Source organism: Caulobacter sp., assembly GCF_039596335.1.
Taxonomy (GTDB): Bacteria; Pseudomonadota; Alphaproteobacteria; order Caulobacterales; family Caulobacteraceae; genus Caulobacter.
On record NZ_JBCNJZ010000002.1, the window covers coordinates 107,799 to 133,720 of the forward strand.

The 25,922-nt window shown below is 66.5% G+C and carries 28 protein-coding genes; 11 read left to right on the top strand and 17 right to left on the bottom strand.

All coding sequences use genetic code 11. The features are described 5' to 3' along the window. Positions 1-17: 17 nt before the first annotated feature. Positions 18-956 carry a pepsin/retropepsin-like aspartic protease family protein gene (locus ABDW31_RS04510; RefSeq protein WP_343698372.1) on the top strand — a complete coding sequence of 313 codons (939 nt, stop codon included), beginning with the start codon at positions 18-20 and terminating at the stop codon, positions 954-956. Between the two features lie 80 nt (positions 957-1,036). Here the strand turns inward: ABDW31_RS04510 and ABDW31_RS04515 are convergent, their stop codons facing one another. The 7 genes from ABDW31_RS04515 to ABDW31_RS04545 all read right to left on the bottom strand — a co-directional run bounded on the left by ABDW31_RS04515 (position 1,037) and on the right by ABDW31_RS04545 (position 6,292). Then, positions 1,037-1,282 (bottom strand): hypothetical protein, encoded by a 246-nt coding sequence (locus tag ABDW31_RS04515; protein WP_343698373.1) that lies wholly within the window; start codon positions 1,280-1,282, stop codon positions 1,037-1,039. A gap of 82 nt (positions 1,283-1,364) precedes the next feature. Next, positions 1,365-1,718 carry a hypothetical protein gene (locus ABDW31_RS04520; RefSeq protein ID WP_343698374.1) on the bottom strand — a complete coding sequence of 118 codons (354 nt, stop codon included), beginning with the start codon at positions 1,716-1,718 and terminating at the stop codon, positions 1,365-1,367. A gap of 147 nt (positions 1,719-1,865) precedes the next feature. Continuing rightward, a complete protein-coding gene (locus ABDW31_RS04525; RefSeq protein WP_343698375.1) occupies positions 1,866-2,039 on the bottom strand; it encodes a hypothetical protein in 174 nt (57 codons plus the stop codon). A gap of 15 nt (positions 2,040-2,054) precedes the next feature. Next, a complete protein-coding gene (locus ABDW31_RS04530; RefSeq protein WP_343698376.1) occupies positions 2,055-3,023 on the bottom strand; it encodes an IS1595 family transposase in 969 nt (322 codons plus the stop codon). 186 nt (positions 3,024-3,209) lie between these two features. Further along, positions 3,210-4,691, bottom strand: a complete 1,482-nt coding sequence (dnaA, locus tag ABDW31_RS04535; protein WP_184714931.1) for a chromosomal replication initiator protein DnaA — start codon at positions 4,689-4,691, stop codon at positions 3,210-3,212. 401 nt (positions 4,692-5,092) lie between these two features. Then, the gene (gene rpsT, locus ABDW31_RS04540; protein ID WP_004617408.1) at positions 5,093-5,368 is read right to left on the bottom strand and encodes a 30S ribosomal protein S20; all 276 of its coding nucleotides are present in this window, start codon (positions 5,366-5,368) and stop codon (positions 5,093-5,095) included. A 135-nt stretch (positions 5,369-5,503) separates the two neighbouring features. Continuing rightward, positions 5,504-6,292, bottom strand: coding sequence for an enoyl-CoA hydratase (locus ABDW31_RS04545; protein WP_343698377.1), 789 nt, complete (start codon positions 6,290-6,292; stop codon positions 5,504-5,506). Between the two features lie 157 nt (positions 6,293-6,449). Here ABDW31_RS04545 and ABDW31_RS04550 point away from each other — a divergent pair, with 157 nt between their 5' ends. Then, the gene (locus tag ABDW31_RS04550) at positions 6,450-8,063 is read left to right on the top strand and encodes an inorganic phosphate transporter (protein WP_343698378.1); all 1,614 of its coding nucleotides are present in this window, start codon (positions 6,450-6,452) and stop codon (positions 8,061-8,063) included. Here the strand turns inward: ABDW31_RS04550 and fabA (ABDW31_RS04555) are convergent. After that, complete coding sequence (gene fabA / locus ABDW31_RS04555; protein WP_343698379.1) at positions 8,060-8,596, bottom strand: bifunctional 3-hydroxydecanoyl-ACP dehydratase/trans-2-decenoyl-ACP isomerase; 537 nt, start codon at positions 8,594-8,596, stop codon at positions 8,060-8,062. The two genes, ABDW31_RS04550 and fabA (ABDW31_RS04555), sit on opposite strands and share 4 nt — an antisense overlap. An 81-nt stretch (positions 8,597-8,677) precedes the next feature. Beyond that, complete coding sequence (gene mutM / locus ABDW31_RS04560) at positions 8,678-9,541, bottom strand: bifunctional DNA-formamidopyrimidine glycosylase/DNA-(apurinic or apyrimidinic site) lyase (RefSeq protein WP_343698380.1); 864 nt, start codon at positions 9,539-9,541, stop codon at positions 8,678-8,680. 84 nt (positions 9,542-9,625) lie between these two features. Here mutM and ABDW31_RS04565 point away from each other — a divergent pair, with 84 nt between their 5' ends. Further along, entirely contained in the window at positions 9,626-10,381 is a 756-nt protein-coding gene (locus ABDW31_RS04565) for a class I SAM-dependent methyltransferase (RefSeq protein WP_184714943.1), read from the top strand. A 4-nt stretch (positions 10,382-10,385) separates the two neighbouring features. After that, positions 10,386-11,894 carry a 2-polyprenylphenol 6-hydroxylase gene (ubiB, locus tag ABDW31_RS04570; RefSeq protein ID WP_343698381.1) on the top strand — a complete coding sequence of 503 codons (1,509 nt, stop codon included), beginning with the start codon at positions 10,386-10,388 and terminating at the stop codon, positions 11,892-11,894. Here the strand turns inward: ubiB and ABDW31_RS04575 are convergent. Next, on the bottom strand, positions 11,891-12,433 hold the full coding sequence (locus ABDW31_RS04575) for a hypothetical protein (RefSeq protein WP_184714947.1): 543 nt from the start codon (positions 12,431-12,433) through the stop codon (positions 11,891-11,893). The genes ubiB and ABDW31_RS04575 overlap by 4 nt on opposite strands. A gap of 163 nt (positions 12,434-12,596) precedes the next feature. Between ABDW31_RS04575 and coaBC the strand changes: the two genes are divergently transcribed. The 3 genes from coaBC to dut all read left to right on the top strand — a co-directional run bounded on the left by coaBC (position 12,597) and on the right by dut (position 15,815). Continuing rightward, the gene (gene coaBC / locus ABDW31_RS04580; RefSeq protein ID WP_343698382.1) at positions 12,597-13,805 is read left to right on the top strand and encodes a bifunctional phosphopantothenoylcysteine decarboxylase/phosphopantothenate--cysteine ligase CoaBC; all 1,209 of its coding nucleotides are present in this window, start codon (positions 12,597-12,599) and stop codon (positions 13,803-13,805) included. Between the two features lie 169 nt (positions 13,806-13,974). Next, positions 13,975-15,279, top strand: coding sequence for a serine hydrolase (locus ABDW31_RS04585; RefSeq protein ID WP_343698383.1), 1,305 nt, complete (start codon positions 13,975-13,977; stop codon positions 15,277-15,279). A gap of 68 nt (positions 15,280-15,347) precedes the next feature. Next, a complete protein-coding gene (gene dut / locus ABDW31_RS04590) occupies positions 15,348-15,815 on the top strand; it encodes a dUTP diphosphatase (protein ID WP_184714953.1) in 468 nt (155 codons plus the stop codon). On the opposite strand, the gene ABDW31_RS04595 is transcribed toward dut, so the two are convergent. After that, on the bottom strand, positions 15,812-15,949 hold the full coding sequence (locus ABDW31_RS04595; protein ID WP_343698384.1) for a hypothetical protein: 138 nt from the start codon (positions 15,947-15,949) through the stop codon (positions 15,812-15,814). The two genes, dut and ABDW31_RS04595, sit on opposite strands and share 4 nt — an antisense overlap. A gap of 253 nt (positions 15,950-16,202) precedes the next feature. Here ABDW31_RS04595 and ABDW31_RS04600 point away from each other — a divergent pair, with 253 nt between their 5' ends. Genes ABDW31_RS04600 through ABDW31_RS04610 form a run of 3 tightly spaced genes read left to right on the top strand, consistent with a single transcriptional unit; the run spans position 16,203 to position 19,561 of the window. Continuing rightward, positions 16,203-17,318 (top strand): HlyD family secretion protein, encoded by a 1,116-nt coding sequence (locus ABDW31_RS04600; protein WP_343698385.1) that lies wholly within the window; start codon positions 16,203-16,205, stop codon positions 17,316-17,318. Between the two features lie 6 nt (positions 17,319-17,324). After that, positions 17,325-18,953 carry a DHA2 family efflux MFS transporter permease subunit gene (locus tag ABDW31_RS04605; RefSeq protein ID WP_343698386.1) on the top strand — a complete coding sequence of 543 codons (1,629 nt, stop codon included), beginning with the start codon at positions 17,325-17,327 and terminating at the stop codon, positions 18,951-18,953. Beyond that, complete coding sequence (locus tag ABDW31_RS04610; RefSeq protein WP_184714961.1) at positions 18,953-19,561, top strand: TetR/AcrR family transcriptional regulator; 609 nt, start codon at positions 18,953-18,955, stop codon at positions 19,559-19,561. The genes ABDW31_RS04605 and ABDW31_RS04610 overlap by 1 nt, the downstream gene beginning before the upstream one ends. A gap of 4 nt (positions 19,562-19,565) precedes the next feature. On the opposite strand, the gene ABDW31_RS04615 is transcribed toward ABDW31_RS04610, so the two are convergent. The 4 genes from ABDW31_RS04615 to ABDW31_RS04630 form a co-directional block, all read right to left on the bottom strand. Then, positions 19,566-20,381, bottom strand: a complete 816-nt coding sequence (locus ABDW31_RS04615) for an enoyl-ACP reductase (protein ID WP_343698387.1) — start codon at positions 20,379-20,381, stop codon at positions 19,566-19,568. A 79-nt stretch (positions 20,382-20,460) separates the two neighbouring features. Continuing rightward, complete coding sequence (fabB, locus tag ABDW31_RS04620; RefSeq protein ID WP_343698388.1) at positions 20,461-21,672, bottom strand: beta-ketoacyl-ACP synthase I; 1,212 nt, start codon at positions 21,670-21,672, stop codon at positions 20,461-20,463. A gap of 76 nt (positions 21,673-21,748) precedes the next feature. Further along, positions 21,749-22,261 (bottom strand): 3-hydroxyacyl-[acyl-carrier-protein] dehydratase FabA, encoded by a 513-nt coding sequence (gene fabA / locus ABDW31_RS04625; RefSeq protein WP_184714968.1) that lies wholly within the window; start codon positions 22,259-22,261, stop codon positions 21,749-21,751. Between the two features lie 83 nt (positions 22,262-22,344). Then, on the bottom strand, positions 22,345-22,875 hold the full coding sequence (locus ABDW31_RS04630) for an SH3 domain-containing protein (protein WP_184714970.1): 531 nt from the start codon (positions 22,873-22,875) through the stop codon (positions 22,345-22,347). Between the two features lie 72 nt (positions 22,876-22,947). Here ABDW31_RS04630 and ABDW31_RS04635 point away from each other — a divergent pair, with 72 nt between their 5' ends. Further along, on the top strand, positions 22,948-23,934 hold the full coding sequence (locus tag ABDW31_RS04635) for a D-glycerate dehydrogenase (RefSeq protein WP_184714972.1): 987 nt from the start codon (positions 22,948-22,950) through the stop codon (positions 23,932-23,934). A gap of 4 nt (positions 23,935-23,938) precedes the next feature. Here ABDW31_RS04635 and ABDW31_RS04640 read toward each other — a convergent pair whose 3' ends face one another. Both ABDW31_RS04640 and ABDW31_RS04645 read right to left on the bottom strand, forming a co-directional pair. Further along, the gene (locus ABDW31_RS04640) at positions 23,939-24,328 is read right to left on the bottom strand and encodes a group II truncated hemoglobin (RefSeq protein WP_343698389.1); all 390 of its coding nucleotides are present in this window, start codon (positions 24,326-24,328) and stop codon (positions 23,939-23,941) included. Positions 24,329-24,397: 69 nt separating this feature from the next. Beyond that, positions 24,398-25,912 (bottom strand): acetyl-CoA hydrolase/transferase family protein, encoded by a 1,515-nt coding sequence (locus ABDW31_RS04645; protein WP_343698390.1) that lies wholly within the window; start codon positions 25,910-25,912, stop codon positions 24,398-24,400. Between the last annotated feature and the right edge of the window lie 10 nt (positions 25,913-25,922).

Sequence of the window (25,922 nt, forward strand, 5' to 3'; positions counted from 1 at the left end):
GCGTTTCGGAGGCTGACGTGTCGGTTCTGGCTTTGATTGTGAGCGGCCTGCTGGCGAGCCAGGATCCGTCGCCAACCACGCAGGCGTCACCGCCGGCGAAAAGCGCCGAAATTCAGCTTCACGGGCGCTTTGTCCCCCTGGCCGCCCGCAAGACCGCCTCCTACGAGCTCGTCCAGGGCCATATTATCTTCAAAGCCGTGGTGGCGGGACGCGACGTCTGGGCCCTGCTCGACACCGGCGCGGAACGCAGTCTCATCGATACGGCCCTGGCGACCAGCGCCGGCCTCCACATCGGCGACCCGGAAGGAAGGCTGCGGACCTCGACGGGCTCCTTCATTCCGAAGCGACGCGTCTCCGATGTTCGGATCGCCGTCGCCGACCAACTCGAGATCCAGAGCCCCGCCGTGGCCGGCATGGACATGACCGCGCTCTCGAAGGCGGTCGGCAGAAAGGTCGAGTTCGTTCTGGGGGCGGAGTTCCTGTCCCTGACCGCACTCAAGCTGGATCCGGCCAAGCGGACCCTAGACCTCTACCCCTCAGGCGCGCTGCGACCGCCCAACGGATTTCCCGCCCTGCCCCTCAAGGGCGGCTACAGGATCGAAATCCTCGTCGACAACAAGCCCGTCCTGGTCGACCTGGATCTGGGTGCGGCGGGCGCGCTCACCTTGGAGCCGGAAGCCTGGGCGCGTGTCGGACCGGCCAACGCCAGGGTCGTGACGGGACAGACCCGGGGCGCCGACGGCCAGGGCCGCGCCGCCGACTTCGGCGTCTTGCCCCTGGTGGTCCTCGGCGACAATCGCTTCACGAACGTGCGGACCAAGATCATGTCCTGGTCCGACAAGGATACCGAGGGCGCCATCGGCATGGAGCTTCTGGACCAGCTGTTCCTCGTCCTGGACGCCAGGGCCGGAAAGATGTGGCTGGCGCCGCGGCGCGGACCACCGCCGAGCCCCTAGCCCAACGCGGCGCCGACGATGAAACTCCACCCAAAGAAAAAGGCTGTTTTCACGTTGAGTGTGGGTGGGTTGGTTAACCGCTAACAGGACTTGGGCGGTACCAAGCGTTTGCGTTCCGTCTCAAGTTGGTCGCGAAGCTCCCCAAGAGCCTTATCGGCCTCTTCCAGAGCTTTGATGGCGGCTTCCTCGATGGAGTCCTCCACCACATGAACATCGAACACGTAATCGCGCGGTCTGGCGGTAGTCACCGTGACGGTGAGAACGCCATACCATTTCCGAGTGTAGCTGAGTTCGAGGTTGTCTCTACCAGTGATGGTTACGGGCATAATGATCCCACACGCTTGAACTAAGCGAGTGATGATGGGCGACTATTTCGCGATCATTGCGGCGAAAACTACTCTCGCTGGCCTATTTCATCAAGAAATCAGCGGCCATGCAGACCGGCACTTTGAAAGAAATGCGATGCGTCACCTGCGATGATGCAGAGTTTTTGGCGTCGTCCTTGCCGCCACTCTTGCCGCTCACGCCCACAGACATAACCTTGAGATCGCCTCCGAACCCTTTTTCCTTCGAGGATGAGGCTTCGGAGGCGTCTGACACTGCAACAGACACGTCGAACTCGATGTAGGTGATTTCGGCGACCATTTTCCCGTCGAGTGTTCCGGGTGAAATGGCGAGAACGCTTCTGGATTTCTCCTTCGCGTTTTTCACGCCGATAGCGATTTCGCTCAATGTGCCTTCGATAAATTCGCTGAGACGCATGTGCCGTGCCTTATGCGAAGATAAATAGCTCTATGGAAAAACTCGAAACTGACCAATGCCCCATCAGAGAAATTATGGGCTACATTCAAGGTATCATTGATAGCAACAATGAAATGATTGCTGAGATCAAGAAGAACAACCGTGAGCTTACCGAGAGCCTTTCTCAATCCGCTCTAAGGCTTCAAAAACCTTCTTAAGCGCAGCGTTTGCCTGCTCGGCATTGCGCTCAATTGCCTTTTCATTCTTGTCGATCACGTCTTTGATGTGGCGGATGTCTTTCTCAATGCGGTCAAGACGGCTTTCGACGCTCTGGTCACTCATGCAGGGCTCCTTCCACTAAGCCGTCAAAATCTCCCCCAACAGGTCGTTGCCGAACGGCTTGTGCTGGGTGATTCGACGAGCCCAACCAAAGTAGTTCATCAGGTAGCGAGTGCCTACGCCCATACACCGCCGGTTGACCAAGTTCTCAATGTCCCGGTGGTAGGCGTCGATACGACCGATGCTCAGATTGCGGGTGTTCCCGCCACCGCCGCCCTTCTTGACGACCATGTGCTCGCAGCCCGTTTGACCCGCCACGCGGGCATAGGCGCCGTTGCCGTCCGAACAGATCATCGACTCCGCTTCGACCCACGGCTTCATAGTCTCGCCAATCGAGACCCATCGCGTATCGGGAAGCTGCGTCTGGAAAATCGTCCCTGAACGATCCAGAGCCGTCAGAACGGGCACTTGCTGATCGCCAAGGCCACGTTGGTCCGCACCGCCACGGCGACGCACCTTGCGTTCTTGCGGACGCGCACCGCGCTTCCAGCCGCGAGAGCCCTTGTAGGACGTGCGGAAGAATTTCTCGTCGGCCTCGATCAGCCCCGCCAGCTTTCCGGTCGGATTAGCGACCAGAGCCGTCAGGAAACGGTGACGCCAGCGATGCAGCGTCGGCAAGCTCAGGTCGATGCCGTGCTGTTCGCGTAATTTCACCAGCGGAATGTGCGTGGTCATCAGGCCAAGATACTTCGACCACAGATGGCGATTGCGAAGCCGATAGAGCGGTGTTCCGGTGGTCGCGCCGAAAGTTGCCTTGCAGTTCCGGCACTTGAACCGTTGTGTGCCGCTATTGGCGCGGCCCCATTGGACAAGACAGGCGAATCCGCAATGGATGCACTCGGACTTGAGAACGGCTTGGCTGCGCTTGGTCAGTGCGACTTGAACCGCTTGGTTCTGGACGTGATTGCCGATGAAGCTGCTGATATCCAAAATATCGGACACCGGAAGCTTCGCAATCACACCCTTTATCGCGCTGATCTTTGACATATCACCCTTTCCGCTTCTAGCAGACGGGCAATATACATAGGCGATACGTCAGAAATGGACGTGTATTTTTGCGAATACAGTTAGTGGGCGATTAACCAGACCGTCCACACTTAACGTGAAAACAGCCAAGAAAAAAGGGCCGCCCCTTGCGGGGCGGCCCTCTTCTCAAAACCGGTTCGACCAGGATCAGCCGCGCAGTTTGCGGGTGATCACTTCCAGGTCGTGGTTCAGGGCGCTGTCTTCGGCGCGCAGGGCTTCGATGCGGCGCACGGCGTGCAGCACCGTGGTGTGGTCGCGGCCACCGAAGCGACGGCCGATGTCCGGCAGCGAACGGGTGGTCAGCTGCTTGGCCAGCCACATGGCGGCCTGACGCGGACGGGCCACGGCGCGGTTGCGGCGCTCGCTGAGCAGGTCGGCCTGCTTCATGCCGTAGTGCTCGGACGTCGCCTTCTGGATGTCGTCGATGGTGATGCGCTTTTCGCCGGTCCGCAGGTGCGGGCGCAGGATGGCCTGCACCTCGTCCAGGGTCAGGCGCGACAGGCCTTCGCCGGCGCGGGCCGACAGAGTGTTCAGCGCGCCTTCCAGCTCGCGGACGCTGTCGGTGAAGCGGTCGGCCAGGAATTGCAGCACGTCCGGACGCATGGTGGCGTCGAAGCCCTGGCCGCCGGCCAGGGTCTGGATCTTGCGCTCCAGGATGCCGATGCGAAGGCTGCGGTCGGCCGGCTCGAGGCCGCAGACCAGGCCCGCCGACAGGTGCGAGCGCAGGTGTGCGTCCATCTCGGTCATGGCCGACGGCGGACGGTCGGCCGAGAACACCACGCGGCCGCCTTCACCAACCAGGGCGGTGAGCGTGTGGAACAGCTCTTCCTGGGTCGATTGCTTGCCGGCGATGAAATGGACGTCGTCGATGATCAGCAGGTCGGCCGTGCGCAGCTCTTCCTTGAAGGCCGCGGTCTGGCGATCCATCACGGCGCGCACGAAGGTCGACAGGAAGCGCTCGGCGGTCAGATAGACCACGCGCTTTTCCGGCGCATTGCGCATGGCTTCCCAGGCCAGGGCATTCAGCAGGTGGGTCTTGCCGAAGCCGTAGGGGCCATGGAACAGCACGGGATTGAAGTGGCCGTCGGCCCAGTTGGCGATGCGGCGCGCCACGGCGTGGGCGAACTCATTGGCCGGACCCGGGACGAATGTCTCGAAGGTGAAGCGCTCTTGCAGACCCTGCGTGCGCGTGGACTTCGCGCTCGTCGGGGCCAGAACGGGGGCGGTGTCGCTGGACACCGGCAGGACGATCTCGATCGGTTCGGCGGCGACGGGAGCAGCCTTGGGGGCGGCCTCCACGTAGGCGCCGGCCGAAGCTTCGAATTCCAGACGCGACTTCAGGTCGATGCGACGACCGGTCGTGTCGCTGGCCGCCCACAGCTCGCCGATACGGCGCCAGGCGCTGCGACGGATCCAATCGCGCGCGATGCCCGTCGAGGTCACCACGACGACATCGCCGGAGGCAGCCTCGCGCAACATCGCCGGCGCGATCCATGACCCGAAGGCCGCATCGCCCAGCTCACGCTTCAGCGCCACGCACACTTTCGACCACACGGTCGCGGCCGGCTCGCAAGCCACCGCCATCGTCGTCGAGAAGTCCTGGCTGGCCACCCCGCCCTTCATCGTCATTCGTCCACCGCCTTGCACAAAAACAACCGCCGCATGAATCCGGCGCTCGCCCCCCATGGCGCTCGACCGGCTTTCCTCAACGCACACAGGTTCTTACTCGGCGAACACAGTTGTTCCGCCGCCGCCTTGTTTTTCCAAGACTGGAGAAGCGTTGAGACGCTCAAACTAGCCACCAGCCCGGGCCGGTCAAACGGAAAACTTGAGTCCGATCGCGGATATTTCTGTTGACTCGCGAGCGCGCCTCGCCCGCCAAGGGAATAGTACAGCCGGACGCTCAGATCACAGATTGCAACGACAAAAGCAGAGCGTTGAATCCATAGAAAAAGCCGACCAGGCTTACCTGATCGGCTTATCTAAATACTTGAATTCGCTTGACGAACGACGTTCGTCAGAATTCTGGACTAGGCGGCGGCCTTATCCAGCTTCTTCAGGCGAGCGGCCAGACGCGAGACTTTGCGCGAGCCGGTGTTGGGGTGAACCACGCCCTTCGAGACAGCGCGCATCAGCTCCGATTGAGCCTCCACGAACGCGGCCTTGGCGACGGCCACGTCGCCCTTGGCGATGGCGTCTTCGAACTTGCGCAGGAAGGTGCGCACGCGCGAACGGCGGGCGGTGTTGACTTCGGTGCGACGGGCGATCTTGCGGATCGCTTTCTTGGCGCCGGGATTATTGGCCATAAGGTTGGACCTTCAAACGGACAGCCCGCGGGCGGCCGCGAAGCAGTTGAAATCGAGCGCGCGGATATACGGGAAGCGCTGGGCGGGGTCAACGGTCCACAGGCGGATTCCTGCGGGCCATGTCCACGCAAACGTTTACTTCCCTTCGAATGCCGGTTTGCGCTTCTCGACGAAGGCCGCCATGCCTTCCTTCTGGTCCTCGAACGCGAACAGCGAATGGAACAGCCGGCGCTCCAAGGCGACCCCCGTCGTCAAGGTCGTCTCATAGGCGGCCTCGACCAGCTCCTTGTTCATGGCAACGGCCAGCGGCGACTGGCTGGCGATCTTGGCCGCGATGGCCAGCACCTCGTCGACCAGGCTGTCGGCCGGGAAGACCCGCGACACCAAGCCCGAGCGCTCGGCCTCGGCGGCGTCCATCATCCGGCCGGTCAGGATCATGTCCATGGCCTTGGACTTGCCGACAAAGCGGGTCAGGCGCTGGGTGCCGCCGATGCCGGGCGCGACGCCCAGATTGATCTCGGGCTGGCCGAACTTGGCGGTGTCGGCGGCCAGAATGAAGTCGCACATCATGGCCAGCTCGCAGCCGCCGCCCAAGGCGTAGCCGGAAACGGCGGCGATGATCGGCTTGCGGCACTGCTCGATCGCCCGCGCGCCCGCCGTAAAGAAGTCGGCCTTGAACATCTGGGCGTAGGTCTTGTCCGACATCTCCTTGATGTCGGCGCCGGCGGCGAAGGCCTTGGCCGATCCGGTCAGCACGATGCAGCCCACGCCGTCGTCGGCTTCCGCCGTCGCCAGCGCCTGGGCCAGCTCGCCCAGCAGAGCGGTATTAAGAGCGTTCAGCGCTTCGGGCCGGTTCAGCCGGATCAGGGTCACCCCGGGCGCGGCCTCGGGGCTCTCGATGATCAAGGTCTGGTAGTCGGCCATGCGCGGTCTCCTGCTTGAGCGCTGCTTTTATAAAGAGGCTCGCGCGCTTGGGGAGTCCCCAACACCGCTGACGTGGGGCCCCGTAAGGGGTTTCACGGGCCCGTCACGACCACCGCCTAGCTTGCCGGCTCCTAGAGTAATGCATAGAGACGCGTCCATGAGTGAGATCGCCATGCAGCCGGGGGCGGTCGCTCGCCCAGACTTGGACAAGGGCCTTGGCGTGGCCGGTCGACTGGGCATGGGGGCCGCCATCGTGGTCACCCTCGTCTACGTCGCCTGGAGCGTCTATTCCGACGCCGAGGCGGCCGGGGTCGGCATCACCGCCTTCCTGCCGTTCGCCCTGCTGTTCCTGGCGCTGCTGATCGCGCTGGGCTTCGAGTTCGTGAACGGCTTCCACGACACCGCAAACGCCGTGGCCACGGTAATCTACACCAACTCGATGCCGGCCAATGTGGCCGTGGTCTGGTCGGGCTTCTTCAACTTCCTGGGCGTCTTGCTGTCGACCGGCGTGGTGGCCTTCGGCATCATCTCGCTGCTGCCGGTCGAGCTGATCCTGCAGGTCGGCTCCTCGGCCGGCTACGCCATGGTGTTCTCGCTGCTGCTGGCGGCGATCATCTGGAACCTGGCCACCTGGTACTTCGGCATTCCCTCGTCCAGCTCGCACACCCTGATCGGCTCGATCATCGGCGTGGGCGTAGCCAACGCCATCATGCACGGCCGCAGCGGCACCGCCGGCGTCGACTGGACCAAGGCCACCGACATCGGCAAGGCCCTGCTGTTCTCGCCGCTGGTCGGCTTCACCCTGGCCATGCTGCTGCTGCTGGCCATGAAGGTGCTGGTCCGCAACAAGGCGCTCTATGAAGAGCCCAAGCCCGGCGTCGCCCCGCCGATGTGGATCCGCGGCCTGCTGATCTTCACCTGCACCGGCGTCTCGTTCGCCCACGGTTCAAACGACGGCCAGAAGGGCATGGGCCTGATCATGCTGATCCTGATCGGCACCGTGCCCACCGCCTACGCCCTGAACCGCGCCGTGCCGCAGGCCTATGTCTCGGAATTCCACGCCAGCTCCACCGCCGTCGCCGGCATTCTGACCGCCCGCGCCCCGGCCGACCCCACGGTGGCGACGCCGGTCCAGGCCCGCCAGGCGGTCACCCGCTACATCGCCGAAAAGACCTATGCGCCCAACGTGGCCCCGGCCATGGCCGTGCTGGTCACCGACATCGACCGCCAGGTCCAGGAATACGGCTCGCTGGCCAAGATCCCGGCCGCCTCGGTCGGCAATGTCCGCAACGACATGTACTTGGCCGCCGAGGGCGCCAAGCGCCTGACCAAGGAGCCGGGCCTGGCCTTCGCCGAGGCCGACAAGACCGCGCTCAATGAATACCGCGCCGACCTGGACAAGGGCACGCGCTTCATCCCGACCTGGGTGAAGATCGCGGTGGCCTTCGCCCTGGGCCTGGGCACCATGATCGGCTGGAAGCGCATCGTCATCACGGTCGGCGAGAAGATCGGCAAGTCGCATCTGACCTATGCCCAGGGCGGCGCGGCCGAACTGGTGGCCATGGGCACCATCTTCGCCGCCGACGGCTTCGGCCTGCCGGTCTCGACCACCCACGTGCTCAGCTCCGGCGTCGCCGGGACCATGGTGGGCAACGGCTCAGGCCTGCAGATGTCGACCCTGCGCAACCTCTTGATGGCCTGGGTGCTGACCCTGCCGGTCTCGATCCTGCTGGCCGGCGGTCTCTATTTCATGCTGTCGAAGGTCTTCTAGGCCGGATCCCGCGCCGCGATCATCCCGACCTTCAGGTCGTTGGCGGTGTAGACGCACTCGCCGTCAGCGATCAGTCGGCCATTGGCCAGGCCCAGGGCCAGCTTGCCGCGCCGCACCTGGCGCAGGCTGACCTCGTAGCGGACCAGCGTCGTCGCCGGCGTGACGTCGCCCCGGAACTTGGCCTCGCCCACGCCCAGCGCGCGGCCCTTGCCGGGCGACCCCGACCAGCCCAGCCAGTAGCCGATCACCTGCCACATGGCGTCCAGGCCCAGGCACCCGGGCATGACCGGATCGCCCGGGAAGTGGCAGGCGAAGAACCAGAGGTCAGGCGTGATATCCAGCTCGGCGGCCACGAAGCCCTTGCCGAACTCGCCGCCATCCACGGTGATTTCGGTGATCCGATCCATCATCAGCATCGGCGGGGCCGGCAGCTGGGCGTTGCCCGGGCCGAAATAGCCGCCCAGACCCGACTGGATCAGGTCGGCCTTGGTATAATGGTCCTTGGGCGTGTGGTGGTCGTGCGGATTGGCCATGACGTCCCTCCCCGGAGGTCGCGACGCCTCCTTGTGATCGGAGGCTGCGGGCGCCGGGGCGAGATCGTCAAGATTGCGCGGTCACACCTGGCAGAGCGGGCAGAAGAAGGTCGAGCGGCCGGCCTGGACCTCGCGGGCGATGACGCCCTTGCAGCCGGGGGTCGGACACGGCTCGCCCTCGCGGTCATAGACGCGGAAGCGGTGCTGGAAATAGCCCAGGGCCCCGTCGGCGGCGGCGAAGTCCTTCAGGGTCGAGCCACCGACCTCAACGGCCTCGGCCAGCACATCCTTGATCGCCGTGGTCAGGGGGGTGAGGCGCTTCTTGGCGATGCCGCCCGACGGCTTGAACGGCGAGATGTGGGCGCGGTGCAGGGCCTCGCACACATAGATATTGCCCAGGCCCGCCACAGTCTTCTGGTCCAGCAGCAGGGTCTTTGGGCCTTGCTTGCGGCCCGCGAAGGCCTTTTCCAGCGTCCTGGCGTCGAAGCCCTCGCCCAGCGGCTCGGGGCCCATGGTCGCGAACCAGGGGTGGCGATCGACGCGGTCGATGGCGATCAGGTCCATGAAGCCGAACCGGCGCGGGTCGTAATAGGTGACTGTCGCGCCCTCTTCGGTTTCAAAGACGACGTGGGCGTGCTTGTCGCCGGGCTTGACCTCACGAGCGAAGTCTCCAGGGCGAACCGCCCCTTCCGGTGCGGCGATCTCGAAGCGCCCGGTCATGCCCAGATGCATCACCAGGGTGTCGCCACGGTCCAGCGGGGCCAGGATATATTTGGCGCGGCGGTCCAGGCGCAGGATCCTCGCCCCCGTCAGCCGCTGGACGAAACCGTCGGGCAGCGGGAAGCGCAGGTCGGGCCGATTGGCGCGAACGCGCGACAGCCGCGCGCCGGACAGGGCGGGCTCCAGGCCGCGGCGGACGGTCTCGACTTCGGGCAATTCGGGCAAGGATCATTCCTTAAGGCGATGACTAGGCGCGCGGGCCGGTCTAAGAGCGGACGTTCATATAGTAGAGCGCGACCCAAAGACGTCATGAGCAACTCGGCCAGCTTCGGATTCAAGGATGTCGACGCCTCGTTGAAGGCGGGCCTGGTGCGCGGGGTCTTCGACCGCGTCGCCAAGAACTACGACGTCATGAACGACCTAATGAGCGGTGGCGTGCACCGCCTCTGGAAGGACGCCGTGGCCGCGCGCCTCAATCCGCAGCCGGGCGAGGTGATCATCGACTGCGCCGGCGGCACCGGCGACATGGCCCGCCGCTTCGCGAAGATGGCCCGCAACGCCCAGGAACGCCGCGGCGGTCCGGACGCCACCATCAACATCGTCGACTACAATGCCGAGATGATCATGGCCGGCATCGAGCGCGGCGGCGAACCGGAGATCACCTGGACCGTCGGCGACGCCCAGCGCCTGCCGCTGCCCGACGCCTATGCCGACGCCTATGTGATCTCGTTCGGCATCCGCAACGTCACCGACATCGACGCGGCCCTGCGCGAGGCGCGCCGGGTGCTCAAGCCCGGCGGCCGCTTCCTGTGCCTGGAGTTCTCGCGTCCGGTCACCGAAGCCCTGGCCAAGGCGTATGACGCCTACAGCTTCAAGGTCATTCCGCAGGTCGGCGAGTGGGTCGCCAAGGACCGCGACGCCTATCAGTATCTGGTCGAGAGCATCCGCCGCTTCCCCGACCAGCGCACCTTCGCGGGCATGATGGAGAACGCCGGCTTCAAGCGGGTGACCTTCACCAACTTCACCGGCGGCGTCGCAGCTCTGCACCAAGGCTGGGCGCTCTAAAGCTGTGGCAAGCTTCGACGCCTTCTGGCGGCTGACCGGAGCCGGCTGGGCCCTGGTGCGGGCCGACGCCCTGGTTCCGCGCGAGGTCGAGCCGCTGCTGCCGCCCTCGGCGCGCTGGGCGGGTCGCCTGCTGCGCCTGTTCGCCGGTCCCGCCGCCAAGCACGGACGCCCGGGCGAGCGCCTGGCGCGGGTGCTGGAAAAGCAGGGGCCGGCCGCGATCAAGATGGGCCAGTTCCTGTCGACCCGCGCCGACATCTTCGGAACGGACTTCGCCGAAGACCTCAGCCACCTGAAGGACCGCCTGCCGGCCTTCCCGCTGGAGGTCGCCCGCGCCGAGATCGCCCGCAATCTGAGCCAGCCCCTCGACGCGCTCTTCCGCGAGATCGGCGAGCCCGTCGCCGCCGCCTCCCTGGCCCAGGCCCATCCGGCCGTTCTGGTCGATGGTCGCAAGGTGGCGGTCAAGGTGCTGCGCCCCGGCGTCGAGCGCCAGGTCGCCCAGGACAGCGGCGTGCTGCGCCTGGCCGCCCGCCTGGCCGAGAAGCTGGCCCCGGCCTCGCGCCGCTTGCGCCCCACCGAGTTCGTCGAGGTCGTGATCCGCTCGCTGGAGCTGGAGATGGACCTGCGCTTCGAAGCCGCCGGCTGCGCCGAGCTGGGCGAGGCCATGGCGCTGGATCCCTATATGCGCGCCCCGGGCGTGATCTGGGATGGCGTCGGCAAGCGGGTCCTGACCCTGACCTGGGCCGAGGGTACGCCGCTGTCCGAAGCCGCCGCTCTCGAACTGCCCGGTTTGGACCGAAAGACCCTGGCCGAGAACGTCACCCGCGGTTTCCTGGCCCAGGCCCTGGACCACGGTCTGTTCCACGCCGACCTTCACGAGGGCAATCTGTTCGTCGCCGCCCCGGACAAGGTCGTGGCCGTCGACTACGGCATCGTCGGGCGTCTGGGTCCCGGCGAGCGCAAGTATCTGGCCGAGATCCTGTACGGCTTCCTCAATCGCGACTACGTCCGCGTGGCCAAGATCCACTTCGACGCCGGCTATGTCCCCGCCCACCAGGACATGGACGCCTTCGCCCAGGCCCTGCGCGCCGTCGGCGAGCCCGTCTTTGGCCGCAACGCCCACGACGTCTCGATGGGCCGCCTGCTGGCGCAGCTGTTCGAGATCACCGCCCTGTTCGACATGGCCCTGCGGCCGGAACTCGTCCTGCTGCAGAAGACCATGGTCACCGTCGAGGGCGTGGCCCGCCGCATCGACCCGACCCACGACCTGTGGGCCGCCGCCGACCCGGTGGTGCGCCGCTGGATCGGCCGCGAGCTGTCGCCCGCCGCCAAGGCCCGCGACTTCGCCGAGGACGCCCTGCGCGCCATCAAGGCCCTGGCCCGCCTGGCCGAGGCGCCCCCGGCCCCGGCCCTCACGGTCGTCGAGCGTCCCCACGCCCGGCCTGTGTTGTGGTTCCTGATCGGCGCAGCGACCGCTGGCGCAGCCTTTGCCGCAGGCGTGTTCCTAGCCAGTTAGCCGCTTTCGGCCTGGTCTCGAGACTTGGCGGCTGAGGCTCGGCGGGTCTCGCGGCTCTTCTGCTGCGCCCAGTAGTCCGCCCCCTCGTCAGGCTTGAACATCGTGCGCGGCGCACCCTCGCGCGAGACCACCGCGAAGACATTGCCCTTGGGATCATAGATCAGCAGGTCGCCGTTCGAACGCTTCAGGGTTTCAGACCCCTTGGGTGGATCGCTGACGAAGGCATGGACCTTGGCGACATAGTCGTCGGCCGACTTGGCCTGGAAGGTCGCGCCGTTGCGCTCGAACGACCGCTGAGCGTTCTCCTCGGCCGAGCGGGTGCGGTTGGCGGCCCAGAACGGCTTGCCGGCCACCAGCTTGACCGGCGCATCGCGCGGGTCCGAGCGACCAGGACCGGTTTCGCCGGGTGTCTCCGGCGCCGCCGGCGCCTGGGTCTGAGCCCGCTCCCCGCCCGTCGGCGCCTTGACCGCCGAAGCCCCGCTGTCGCACGCCGCCAGTCCCGCCAGCAGCAGAAGAGAGACATATCGCACAATCTTCATGATCGTATTCGCCCCATATTTCTACTTTAACGATTGATGAACGAAAGCGGAACGCGAGTCGAGTCTCTTTCTTCGCGCTGCGATTGCCGCGCGATTGCCTCTGGCGCTTCGGCCCCGGCATGGGCATGTGCAGGGCGAGTGAACGCGGCAGGCGGAGCGTGACGTGAGCGGCAAGACCGAGGGCAAGCGGGTTCTTCTGATCGTCGGCGGCGGGGTCGCGGCCTACAAGTCGCTGCTGCTGATCCGGCTGCTGCGCAAGGCGGGCATCGGCGTGCGGCCGATCCTGACCAAGTCCGGGCGCGAGTTCGTCACCCCGCTGTCGCTGTCGGCCCTGGCCGAGGACAAGGTCTATGAGGAGCTGTTCTCGCTGACCGACGAGGCCGAGATGGGCCATATCGAACTGTCGCGCTCGGCCGACCTAGTGGTCGTGTCGCCGGCGACCGCCGACCTGATCGCCAAGGCGGCCCACGGCCTGGCGGGCGACCTGGCCTCCACCACGCTTCTGGCAACCGACAAGCCGGTGCTGATGGCGCCCGCCATGAACGTGCGGATGTGGCTGCACCCGGCCACCCAGCGCAACATCACCACGCTGAAGGCCGACGGCGTCAGCTTCGTCGGGCCCGAGGAAGGCTCGATGGCGTGCGGCGAGTTCGGCTACGGGCGCCTGGCCGAGCCGGAAGAGATCTTCGCCGCCATCGTCGCTATGCTGGAAGGACCCGCCGCTCGTCCGCTGGCCGGAAAGAAAGCCCTCGTCACCGCCGGCCCGACCTTCGAGCCGATCGACCCGGTGCGCGGCATCACCAACCGCTCCAGCGGCAAGCAGGGCTTCGCGATCGCGCAGGCGCTGGCCAAGCTCGGCGCCGAGGTGACCCTGATCGCCGGCCCCGTGAACCAGCCGACGCCGGTCGGGGTCAAGCGCGTCGACGTCGAGACCGCTCGCCAGATGCTGGCCGCCAGCCAGGCCGCCCTGCCCGCCGATGTCGGGGTGTTCGTGGCCGCCGTCGCCGACTGGCGCGTGGACGAGGCCTTCGGGACCAAGCTGAAGAAGGAAAAGGGCGGCCCGCCGGCCCTGACCTTCGTCGAGAACCCCGACATCCTGGCCACCCTGTCGGCCACCGGGCCGACGCGGCCGCAGCTGGTCGTCGGCTTCGCGGCCGAGACCAACGACGTCGAACAGCACGCCCGCGCCAAGCTGGCTCGCAAGGGCTGCGACTGGATCATCGCCAACGACGTGACTGAACCGGGCGTGATGGGCGGCGGCGAAAACGCCGTCCTGCTGATCACCAAGGAAGGGACCGAGCGCTGGGACCGCGCGGCCAAGGACCAGGTGGCGGCGCAGATCGCGGCCCGGATCGCGGCGGCGCTGGGTTAGGCCGGCAAGGCGAAGGCTGGGCCAAGCTTAAGCCGATTTAATGCCGGTCCGCGCACCGATCAGCGCACAGTGCGCGCGCCCGCTGTCGAAGCGCGACGGCATTGCTGCGTGGGGACCCCGATTGTCGAGAAACAGCCTTCGCACAGGCCTGAGTGGCGTACTCGCAGGCTTGGTCGCTCTTCTCCTGCAGACCACGCCGGCCCTGGCTCAGAGCCCGGAGCGCATGGACCGGATCGTGCGCGCCTCTGCCGAGGCGAACGCATTCTCAGGGTCTGTTCTGGTCGCGCGCGATGGCCAGGTCCTGCTCGACAAGGGCTATGGCCTCGCCAATCGCGAATGGCTGATCCCCAATGACAGCGACACCAAGTTTCGCCTGGGCTCGATCACCAAGCAGTTCACCGCCGTCGCCATCATGATCCTGCACGAACGCGGCCTGGTCGATCTGGACGCGCCCGTGAAGACCTGGGCGCCGGATGCGCCCAAGGCCTGGGACGCGGTTACGGTGAGACGCCTGCTGGCCCACACCGCCGGCATCCCCAACTTCACCAGTTTCGACGACTTCCAGTCGACCAAGGCCTTGCCGACGACGATCGACAGTCTCATTGCCCGGTTCCGAGATCGGCCCCTCGATTTCCAGCCCGGCGAGGGACGGAAATACTCCAACTCCGGCTACGTCCTGCTGACCGCGGTCATCGAGAAGGTCAGCGGGAAATCCTATGCCGACTTCCTGTCCGAGACCGTCTTCCAGCCCCTGGGCATGAGCAGCACGGGCTATGACCGCAACGCCGTCATCCTGCCGCGTCGCGCATCGGGCTATACGCCGACCGCCAGTGGCGTGATCAATGCCGAGCACTGGGACATGAGCATTCCGCAAGGCGCTGGCGGGCTCTATTCCACCACCCATGATCTGCTGAAGTGGGAACAGGGGCTGTTCGGAGGCCGCGTGTTGCGGCCCGCCTCCCTGAAGCTGCTCACCACGCCGGTCCGCGACGGCTACGCCTTCGGCGTGTTCGCCGTCGAGACGGAGGGGAACACGACGATCGCCCATTCGGGTGGGCTGCATGGCTTCAACACCTTCATGGCCTACGATCCAGCTCGCCGCCTGACGGTCGTGGTCCTGGGCAACCTCAACGGACCCGCGCCCGATCTTCTGGGCGGATCCCTGCTCGCGCTCGCCCGCGAAGACGCCGGGAGTAAACGCGGCGCGGCGCTGCCTGCGGCGTCGAACCTGCAAGACTATGCGGGCGCCTATGAGCTGACGCCCAGCACGTCCATTGCGATCTCGGCCGTGAACGGGGGACTGGTGAGCCAGGTCTCCGGCCAAGGCGTCGTCCCGCTCGATGCGAAATCAGGCGATGTCTTCGGCCTGCCCGGCGGCGACGCCCGGATCACCTTCACCCGCGACGCCTCTGGCGCGGTCGCCGGGCTGATCCTCTCTCAGGACGGCCAGGATCGGATCGCCGGCAAGTCATAGGGGTCGAGGCCCTGGCCCGCCCCCCGCCAAATCAGCTACAGGCGGGCGGTCCTTCAGGAGAACCGTCCATGTCCGCCATCCCCGCCGGTCTCGCTATCCGTTTCAAGCGCTGGGAAGGCAATGCCGACCTGCCGGTTCCGGCCTACGCCACGGCGGGCGCGGCGGGTTTCGACCTGCGGGCCCACGTGCCGGAAGATGAGCCGATCGTGCTGAAGCCGGGTTCGCGCTGCATGGCGCCGACCGGGTTCTCGGTGGCGGTCCCCGACGGCTATGAAATGCAGGTGCGCCCGCGCTCGGGCCTGGCGTTCAAGAACGGCGTGACCGTGGTCAACGCGCCGGGCACCGTCGACAGCGACTATCGCGGCCAGGTCTGCGTGCTGCTGATCAATCTGGGCGAGGAAGACTTCACCATCCGTCGGGGCGACCGCATCGCCCAGGGCGTGATCGCGGCGGCCCCGCAATGGCAACTGGTCGAGGTCGAGGATCTGGACGCCACCGAGCGCGGCGCTGGCGGCTTCGGCTCGACCGGCGTTTAGAACGCCGGGGCTACCTGGGCGGCCTTGAGGCCCAGGAACAGATAGCCGCCGAAGCCGGTCGCAAAGGCGGCCGCGGCCATCCACAGCACCGGGCGGATCATGTCGAGCGGGGTCTGGCCAGTCTGAGGCTTCATCGGGAACTCCGGCGGCCTTGAGCGAGGCCTTGGATACGCACCGAGTGAGATACGCACGCCAAGCGCGATGGTTGCGCTGGCGGGCGGCTTTTAACGTGTCGTGATTCCGACACAATGAAAATCCTCATCCTCAAGTCCGGTTTGTAACCGTTGATTTCTGGACGACTGCGTCCATTTATCCCTTGAAGCGCGCCCGAGACCCGACTATCCGGCGCTCGAAATCGCATGGATCGCGTTGGGATAAGGGTTGCACATGGCCTCGCCGGAAACGTCGCCGAGCAAGAAGAAGCTGATCCCGATGGTCATCGGCGGGGCGGTCGCGATCGCCGTGCTGGTGGGCGGGGTGCTGTGGTTCCTCGACCGGCAGCACTTCGAAAGCACCGACAACGCCTTCGTCCAGGCCGACACCGTGCAGGTCAGCCCGCAGGTCTCCGGCTATGTGGCCGAGGTCCTGGTGGCCGACAACCAGCGCGTCGAGGCCGGCGAGATCCTGGCCAAGATCGATCCGTCGACCTTCCAGGCCCGCGTCGACCAGGCGATCGCCAACGCCAGCGCCGCCGACGCCGCCATCCGGTCGATCGACGACAAGAACAATCTCGAGCAGGCGATCATCGCTCAGCGCGCCGCCGGCGTGACCAGCGCCCAGGCCGACGCCAGCCGGGCCAAGGCCGACCTGGAACGCTACAACAGCCTGGCCAGCCAGGGCTGGGTGTCGCAGCAGAAGGTTCAGACCGAGCGCGCGACCGCCACCCAGACCGCCGCCGGCGTCGCCAGCGCCCAGGCCGCCCTCGAAGCCGAGCGCCGCACCGCCCAGTCCCTGGGCTCGGCCAAGGCTCAGGCGATCGCGCAAGCCGCCGCCGCCAACGCCGCCGTCGCCCAGGCCAAGCTCGACCTGGAGCGCACCGTGATCCGCGCCCCGGTCGCCGGCGTGGTCGGCGCCCGCTCGGTGCGCCCGGGCCAACTGGTCCAGCCGGGCGTCGCCCTGATGTCGGTCGTGCCACTGGGCCAGGCCTTCATCGTCGCCAATTTCAAGGAGACGCAGGTCTCGCGCATCCGCATCGGCCAGCCGGTCGAGCTCCGCGCCGACGCCTTCGGCAAGGACAAGATCATCGGCAAGGTCGACAGTTTCGCCCCGGCCACCGGCCAGGAGTTCGCCCTGATCCCGGTCGAGAACGCCGTCGGCAACTTCACCAAGATCACCCAGCGCCTGCCCGTGAAGATCGTGGTCGACCGCAGCCAGCTGGGCGCGGCCCTGCGTCCGGGCTTGTCGGTCGAGATCAAGGTCGACGTCCGCGACGACTCCGGCGCCTCGTTCGCCGAGGCCGGCGGCGCGCCCAGGCCGGCCGCCCGTCCGAGCCCGGCGCGCTAAGCCCCCATGTCGGACGCCGCCATCCCCGCTGACGGGTCCGGACCCAAGGGCCCCGCGCCCGCGGCCGCCGCGGCCCCTCCGGGCGCGCCTCAGGTCGAAACAAACTGGACCAAGCTGATGCTTGGTTTCGGGGCGATGGTCATCGGCCAGTTCATGGCCATCCTCGACATCCAGATCGTGGCGGCCTCGCTGCCGCAGATCCAGGCCGGGGTCGGAGCCAGCACCGACCAAGTGAGCTGGATCCAGACCGCCTATCTGATCCCCGAAGTCGTGATGATCCCGCTGTCGGGCTATCTGTCGCGCCTGTGGGGCACTCAGCGCCTGTACCTGGCCTCGTGCGTCGGCTTCATCGTCATGAGCGTGCTGACGGGCCTGTCCTCGTCGATCGACATGATGATCCTGACGCGGGCCCTGCAGGGCTTCATCGGCGGGGCGATGATCCCGACGGTGTTCGCCGTGGCCTTCACCGCCTTCCCGCCCGAGAAGCGGATCACCGCCAGCGTGGTCATGGGCCTGATCGTCACCCTGGCCCCGACCGTTGGCCCCACCCTGGGCGGCCACCTGACCGAGTGGCTGTCGTGGCGCTGGCTGTTCTTCATCAACGTGCCCACGGGCCTGATCGTGCTGTTCGGCGTGGCCCGCTGGGCCGACTTCGACAAGGGCGATCCCAGCCTGTCCAAGGGTTTCGACTGGTTCGGCCTGGCGGTCATGGCCATCTTCCTGATGAGCATGCAGTTCGTGCTGGAAGAAGGCGCCAAGGACGACTGGTTCGACGACAGCCTGATCCTGTGGCTGACCGTCACCGCCGTTATCGGCGGCGGCCTGTTCATCTGGCGGCAGCTGACCTATCGCAACCCAATCGTCGAGCTGCGCGCCTTCGCCAACCGCAACTTCACGGTCGGGGTGGTGATGACGGCCGTATCGGGCGCCAGCCTGTTCGGCGGCACCTTCCTGCTGCCGCAGTTCCTGGGCCGGGTGCGCCACTATTCGGCGTCGGAAGTCGGCACCACCATGATCATCTCGGGCCTGTCGATGTTCCTGACCGGCCCGATCGCCGGCCGCCTGGTGCGCAAGACCGACCCGCGCCTGCCGATGTGCATCGGCTTCCTGATGGCCGGCTGGGGCATGTACATGGCCCACGGCGTGACCAAGGACTGGGGGTTCTGGGAGTTCGCCGGGGTCCAGGCTTGCCGCGGGGTCGGCGTCATGATCGCCATGATCGCGACCCAGCAGATCACCATGAGCACCCTGCCCCCGCACATGATCAAGAACGCCTCGGGCCTGGTGAACCTGTCGCGCAACACCGGCGGGGCCATCGGCCTGGCCCTGCTGGCGACCTCGATCACCCAGCAGACGGCGCTGTACTACGACGACATGTCCTCGAAGGTGATGGCCGGCGGCAACGCCGCGTCCATGCTGGCGGGACTGACCCAGCGCATGGCCCAGCTGGGCGTGGCCGATCCGGCCGGCGCGGCCCGCAAGGCCATTTCCGGCATGATGCAGCAGCAGGCCACGGTCATGGCGTTCGGCGACAGCTTCACCCTGCTGGCGATCGGCTGTTTCGTGGCCGCCTTCGTCTCGCTGCTGGCCGCGCCGGTCAAGAACGCCCCGCCGCCGCCCTCGGACGCCCACTGATGCCGCGCGTACCCGGACAAATCGACGTCGCCAAGACCGAGGCCATCCTCGACGCCGCCGTCGAGGTGATCGGCGAACGCGGCCTGGCCGCCCCCATGGAGGCCATCGCCCGCCGGGCCGGGGTCTCCAAGCAGACGGTCTATAACCACTACGGCTCCAAGGCCGAGCTGATGCGGGCCCTGATGCAGCGGCGGGTCGACATGATCACCGCGCCCCTGCGCGACAGCGGCGCGGTCGATAATCCGACCGAGACGCTGGAGGCCTATGCCCGCTCTCTGCTGGAGACGGTGATCACCAACAAGAGCTACTCGATGATGCGGGTGGTGATGCTGGGCGCGGGCGAGATGCCCGACGTGGCCCAGGAGGTCTATGAGGCCGGCCCGTTGAGCGCCCGCCGGCAGCTGGCGGCCTTCTTGCAGGCCGAGACGGAGCTGGGCCGCATGAAGGTCGAGGACTTCGACCAGGCCGCCGAGATCTTCTCAGGGATGGTCATGGGCCAGACCCAGATGCGCTCGCTGCTGCGCCTGCCGTCGGAGAAGACCCCAGACGAATACGGCCGCCTCGCGAGGGAGGCGGCCGTCCGTTTCATGCGAGCTTACGCGCCGTAGAAGCTTAGGCCTCTTCGGCGTCCGGCATGCCCATCATGTGGAAGCCGGCGTCGACGTGGACGACTTCGCCCGTGGTCGACTTGCCCAGATCCGAGGCCAGCCACAGGGCGCAGCCCGCGACGCCTTCCATCGAGGTGTCTTCCTTCATGGCGCTGAACGCGCGGCCTTGGGCGATCATGCCACGGCCGCCCGAAATGCCGGCCAGGGCCAGGGTGCGCATGGCGCCGGCCGAGATGGCGTTGGCGCGGATGCCCTTGGGGCCCAGGTCGCGGGCGATGTAGCGGGTCGAGGCTTCCAGAGCCGCCTTGGCCACGCCCATGGTGTTGTAGTTCGGGATGGTCCGCTCCGACCCCAGATAGGTCATGGTGATCAGCGAGCCGCCGTTCGGCATGATCTTCGAGGCGCGCTTGGCGACGTCCACGAAGCTGAAGGCCGAGATGTTCATGGCCAGCAGGAAGCCTTCACGGGTGGTGTTCTCGACGAACGACCCCTTCAGCTCGTTCTTGTTGGCGAAGGCCACCGAGTGGACGACGAAGTCCAGCGTGCCGAACTTGGCTTCGATGGCGGCGAAGGCCGCGTCCATCGAGGCGTCGTCGGTGACGTCGCAGGGGATCATCGTCTCAACGCCGATGCTTTCGGCCAGCGGACGCACGCGGCGCTCCAGCTCTTCGCCCTGATAGGTGAAGGCCATCTCGGCGCCCTGGGCGGCCAGTTGGCTGGCGATGCCCCAGGCGATCGAGTTGTGATTGGCCACGCCCATGACGAGGCCCTTCTTGCCCCGCATCAGCTCGCCCTTGGGGAATGCGTAGTCGTCGGCCATGTGTCGGGCCCTCTTCAGGAAATCGTTGCCTGCTGGGTTAGCAGGGCTCGCCGTCCGGCGGAACCCTGCCACTTGAACCCTAGATCTTGCTGATGATCAGCGTGCCGTTGGTGCCGCCGAAGCCGAAGCTGTTGGACATCACCGTTTCCATCGGCTTGTCCGACCGCTGGCGCAGGATCGGCAGGTCGGCGAACTCGGGATCCAGCTCTTCGATATGAGCGCTTTCGGCCGCGAAATCGTTGTTCAGCATCAGGATCGAATAGATCGCTTCTTGCGCGCCGGCGGCGCCCAGGCTGTGGCCGGTCAGCGACTTGGTCGACGAGATCATCGGCGGCTTGTCGCCGAACACCTCGCGCACCGCGCCCATCTCCTTGCTGTCGCCGACCGGCGTCGAGGTGCCGTGCGGGTTCAGATAGTCGATGGTGCGGTTGCCGGCCTCGGCCATGGCGATCTTCATGCAGCGCGCAGCGCCCTCGCCCGACGGGGCGACCATGTCGAAGCCGTCCGAATTGGCGGCATAGCCCACGACTTCGCCGTAGATCTTGGCCCCGCGCGCCTTGGCGTGCTCGTACTCTTCCAGCACCACTATGCCGGCGCCGCCGGCGATCACGAAGCCGTCGCGGGCCTTGTCATAGGCGCGGCTGGCCACGGCCGGGCGGTCGTTGAAGTTGCTGCTCATGGCGCCCATGGCGTCGAACAGGTTCGACAGGGTCCAGTCCAGCTCCTCGCAGCCGCCGGCGAAGATCACGTCCTGCTTGCCCATCTGGATCTGTTCGGCGGCCGCGCCGATGCAGTGGGCGCTGGTCGCGCAGGCCGAGCTGATCGAATAGTTGACGCCGCGGATCTTGAACCAGGTCGACAGCACAGCCGACGGACCCGAGCTCATGGCCTTGGGTACGGCGAACGGACCGATGCGCTTGGGACCCTTCTCGACCGTCGTGGCCGCAGCCTCGACGATGACGCGGGTGGACGGGCCGCCCGAGCCCACGATCAGGCCGGTGCGCTCGTTGGAGATCTCGCTCTCCTCGAGACCCGAGTCCGCGATCGCCTGCTCCATGGCAATGTGGGCATAGGCCGTGCCGGGCGCGAGGAAGCGCGCCGCGCGACGGTCGACCAGGCTTTCCCACTCGATCTGGGGCGCGGCGTGAACCTGGCAGCGGAAGCCGCGCTCGGCGTATTCCGGCGCGAAGATCACGCCGGACTTGGCTTCGCGGAGGGAAGCCAACACCTCATTGGCGTTGTTGCCGATGGACGAGACGATCCCCAGTCCGGTGACGACGACGCGACGCATGCTCAATTCCTCTTCTCCCCCCATCCCGAACCGAAACTCGGGCCGGCTCTCGGGGGCCGGTCTCGTCTAAAACGCGTTAGGCCATCTGCTCGGGCGTGAACAGCCCGACCTTCAGGTCCTTGGTTTCGTAGATCACCTTGCCGTCGGCTTCCATGACGCCATCGGCGATTCCCATGACCAGCTTGCGCATGATGACCCGCTTCAGGTCGATCTTGTAGACGACCTTCTTGACGTCCGGGGTCACCTGGCCGGTGAACTTCACCTCGCCGACGCCCAGGGCGCGGCCGCGGCCAGGACCACCCGACCAGCCCAGGAAGAAGCCGACCAGCTGCCACAGGGCGTCCAGGCCCAGGCAGCCGGGCATGACGGGGTCACCGATGAAGTGGCAGCCGAAGAACCAGAGGTCCGGATTGATGTCGAATTCGGCTTCGACATAGCCCTTGCCGTACTTGCCGCCCTCGGACTCGATCCGGACGATCCGGTCGAACATGAGCATCGGCGGAGCCGGCAGCTGAGCGTTGCCGGGGCCGAACAGTTCGCCGCGGCCGCAAGCCAGGAGTTCTTCGAAGGTATAGGCGTTCTTCTGCATAGGGGACGCCCTAGCACGGCGGTGGGTCAGGTCTCAACGTTTCCCTGAAGAGGTGCGTTCCGGTTTCCGGCCGGCGTCCGGACCTATCCCTTGCGGCACTGGATGGCCGGATCGGCGCCCCAGATGTCGCTTTCGCGCGCCCAGCCCGATGATCCGTCGGCGCGCAGCCGGCACCAGCCGTCCTCGCACTTGTCCAGGCTGGCCGTCGATCGGCCCTTCAGATAGGCGCTGACCTTGGCGTCCGGCTTAGGGGCGCTAAGCAGCGGCAGGTTCTCGGGTTTCACCCGCATGGCCGAGCGACGGCCGTCGATGACCCGCCGGTGCACCCAGGCCAGGCCGCCTTCCGGGTCGCAGATCCGCCGCCACTCGCGCGTTTCAGCCACGATCTGCACCGGCAGACCCTTGGCGCGGTAGATCCACAGCAGGCGCTGGGCCTCGTCGGGACCGTTGCGCGCATTGACCTCGGCATATTTCAGCGAGACGTAGCGCGGCACTTCCAGGCCCGACGGCGTGATCTTCGGCGCGGCCTGGGCGGGCGCCGCCAGCAGCATGGCCGCCACGGCTCCCAGCGCGAACCCAATCCGCGGCGAACGTTGTTCTGTTTTCGACGCCATGTTGCTTGGCCCCTTCGGGCCCCTTTGATACAGCTTTCAAACGCCCGTCAGTGAGAGCTTTTCAAACCGCCCATGGCCGCCCGCAAGCTCAAAGTCGTCGTCACCCGCAAACTCCCCGATCCGGTGGAGACGCGCATGTGCGAACTGTTCGACACCGAACTGAACACAACCGACAAGCCGATGTCCGCCGACGAGCTCGTCGAGGCCATGGGCCGGGCCGACGTGCTGGTGCCGACGATCACCGACCGCATCGACTCGCGTCTTCTGTCGCGATCCGGCGACCGGCTCAAGCTGATCGCCAATTTCGGCGCCGGCGTCGACAATATCGACGTCGCCACGGCCAACGCCCGCGGCATCATCGTCACCAATACGCCGGGGGTCCTGACCGAGGACACCGCCGACCTGACCATGACCCTGATCATGGCCGCATCCCGCCGGATCGTCGAAGGCGCCGAGGTGGTCAAGGCCGGCGGCTTCCAGGGCTGGTCGCCGACCTGGATGCTGGGCCGCCGCCTGTGGGGCAAGCGCCTGGGCATCATCGGCATGGGCCGTATCGGCCAGGCCGTCGCCCGCCGCGCCAAGGCCTTCGGCATGCAGGTGCACTATCACAACCGCAAGCCGGTCAGCCCCCGCATCGCCGAGGAGCTGGGCTGCACCTATTGGGAAAGCCTGGACCAGATGCTGGCCCGGATGGACTTCGTCTCGGTCAACTGCCCGCACACGCCGGCCACCTATCACCTGCTGTCGGCCCGCCGCCTGAAGCTGCTGCGGCCCCATTCGGTGATCGTCAACACCGCCCGCGGCGAGGTCATCGACGAAGGCGCGCTGGCCAACATGCTGGCCAAGGGCGAGATCGCCGGCGCAGGCCTGGACGTCTACGAGCACGAGCCCGCGATCAATCCCAAGCTCCTGAAGCTGCCCAACGTCGTGCTGTTGCCCCACATGGGCTCGGCCACGGTCGAAGGCCGTATCGACATGGGCGAGAAGGTCATCGTCAACGTGAAGACCTTCATGGACGGGCATAGGCCGCCAGACCGGGTGATCCCGTCGATGCTCTGACGCCTCAGTGCGCTCGCATACCTGACGCCATTCGACCGAAAACCTCGTTCAGGGCTTCGGCCAAGTCCGCATCGACCTCGACCTGAGCCAGGGCGCGCTTCATCGCGTCGGTCCACTGGCCGGCGGTGGCGGCGTCGATCGGCATGGCGCGGTGCATCGACATCATGCAGACGCCCGGATGCTGGGCGAACCAGTCGCGCGAACCGCCCAGCCAGCCGGTCAGCCAGCCCTTCAGCGAGGCCCGCACCGGGGTCATGTCGGCCGCGTGCATCGCCCTAAGCTCAGCATAGGCTGGATCGGTCTCGATGAAGTCGTAGAAGGCTTCGACCAGGACGTCGATGCGGGCGGCCCCGCCGATCTGGTCGAAGGCGGTGTCCTGGGTGTCGACGCTCATCGCAGGCTCCGGCGAAAACGCCAGGATCGGCGCGATCCGAAGACCGCGCCTTGACCTGCCTCAAGCCTTTTACGCCCGCATGTCGCCCTTCTCGACGAACCGCTGGTGCCAGGCGAAGGCCTCCATCAGCAGGGTCGGCGATTGCTGGCCGTAGGAGTCGCGACGAGCGCGGGCCAGATAGTCCTTCAGCGCCGGGCGATAGTCCGGGTGCGAGCAGTTTTCGATGATCACCTCGGCCCGCTGGCGGGGCGACAGGCCGCGCAGATCGGCAAGGCCCTGTTCGGTGACCAGGATCTGGACGTCCTGGTTGATGTGGTCGACATGCGGGGTCTTGGGCACGATCGTCGAGATCTTGCCGCCCTTGGCCGTCGAGGGGGCCATGAAGATCGAGACATAGGCGTTGCGGGCGAAGTCGCCGCTGCCGCCGATGCCGTTCTGGATGCGAGAGCCCATCAGGTGGGTCGAGTTCACCGCCCCGTGGATGTCAGCCTCGATCATGCCGTTCATGGCGATGCAGCCCAGGCGGCGGATCACCTCGGGGTGGTTGCTGATCTCCTGCGGGCGCAGGATTAGACGATCGCGATAGGCGGCCATGTCGGCGTTCAGCTCGCGGGCGGCCTCGGGGCTGAGCGAGAAGGCCGTGGCCGAGGCGCTGAGCAGCTTGCCCGACTTCATTAGCTCCAGCATCCCGTCCTGCAGCACCTCGGTATAGGCGGTCATGCTGTCGAACGGCCCGTCAACCAGACCGAACATCACCGCATTGGCGATGTTGCCCACGCCCGACTGCAGCGGCAGCAGAGTGGCCGGCAGGCGACCGCGCGCCACCTCGTGGCGGAAGAACTCCATGATGTGGCCGGCGATGGCGCGATGGTCCTCACCAGGGGCGTCGAACGGCAGGTTGCGGTCGGGCGCGTCGGTCTCGACCACCGCCACGACCTTCGAAGGATCACAGCGGAAATAGGCCTCGCCGATGCGATCGTTGGGCTTCTTCAGCGGGATCGGAACGCGGTTCGGCGGCAGGGCCGTACCGTAGTAGATGTCGTGCATCCCTTCCAGCGCCGGGTTCTGCCAACGGTTGACCTCCAGGATCACCTTCTCGGCGCGGTCGATCCAGGTCTTGTTGTTGCCCACCGAAGAGGACGGGATCAGCGAGCCGTCCGGGCGAATGCCGCTGACCTCGATCACCGCCGTGTCCAGCGGGCCCAGGAACCCCTGCCAGGCCATCGGGGCCACTTGGGAGAGGTGCATGTCGAAATAGTCCATCTCGCCGCGATTGATCTTCTCGCGGGCGATGGGGTCGGAATTGTAGGGCAGGCGGAACTCGATGCCGTCGGCCTTGGCCAGGGCGCCGTCCAGCTCCGGGCCGGTCGAGGCGCCGGTCCAGACCCGCAGGCGGAACGGATTGCCCGCCGCGTGCTCGGCCTCGATGCGGCCAGCCAGGGCCAGCGGCACGGCCTTGGGATAGCCCGAGCCAGTGAAGCCGCTCATGCCGACGGTGCTGCCGGGGGTGATCAAGGCCGCGGCGTCTTCCGCCGACATCACCTTGGACTTCAAGCTTTCCAGTTCGATCCGAGCGCCAGCCATCAGGATCCTC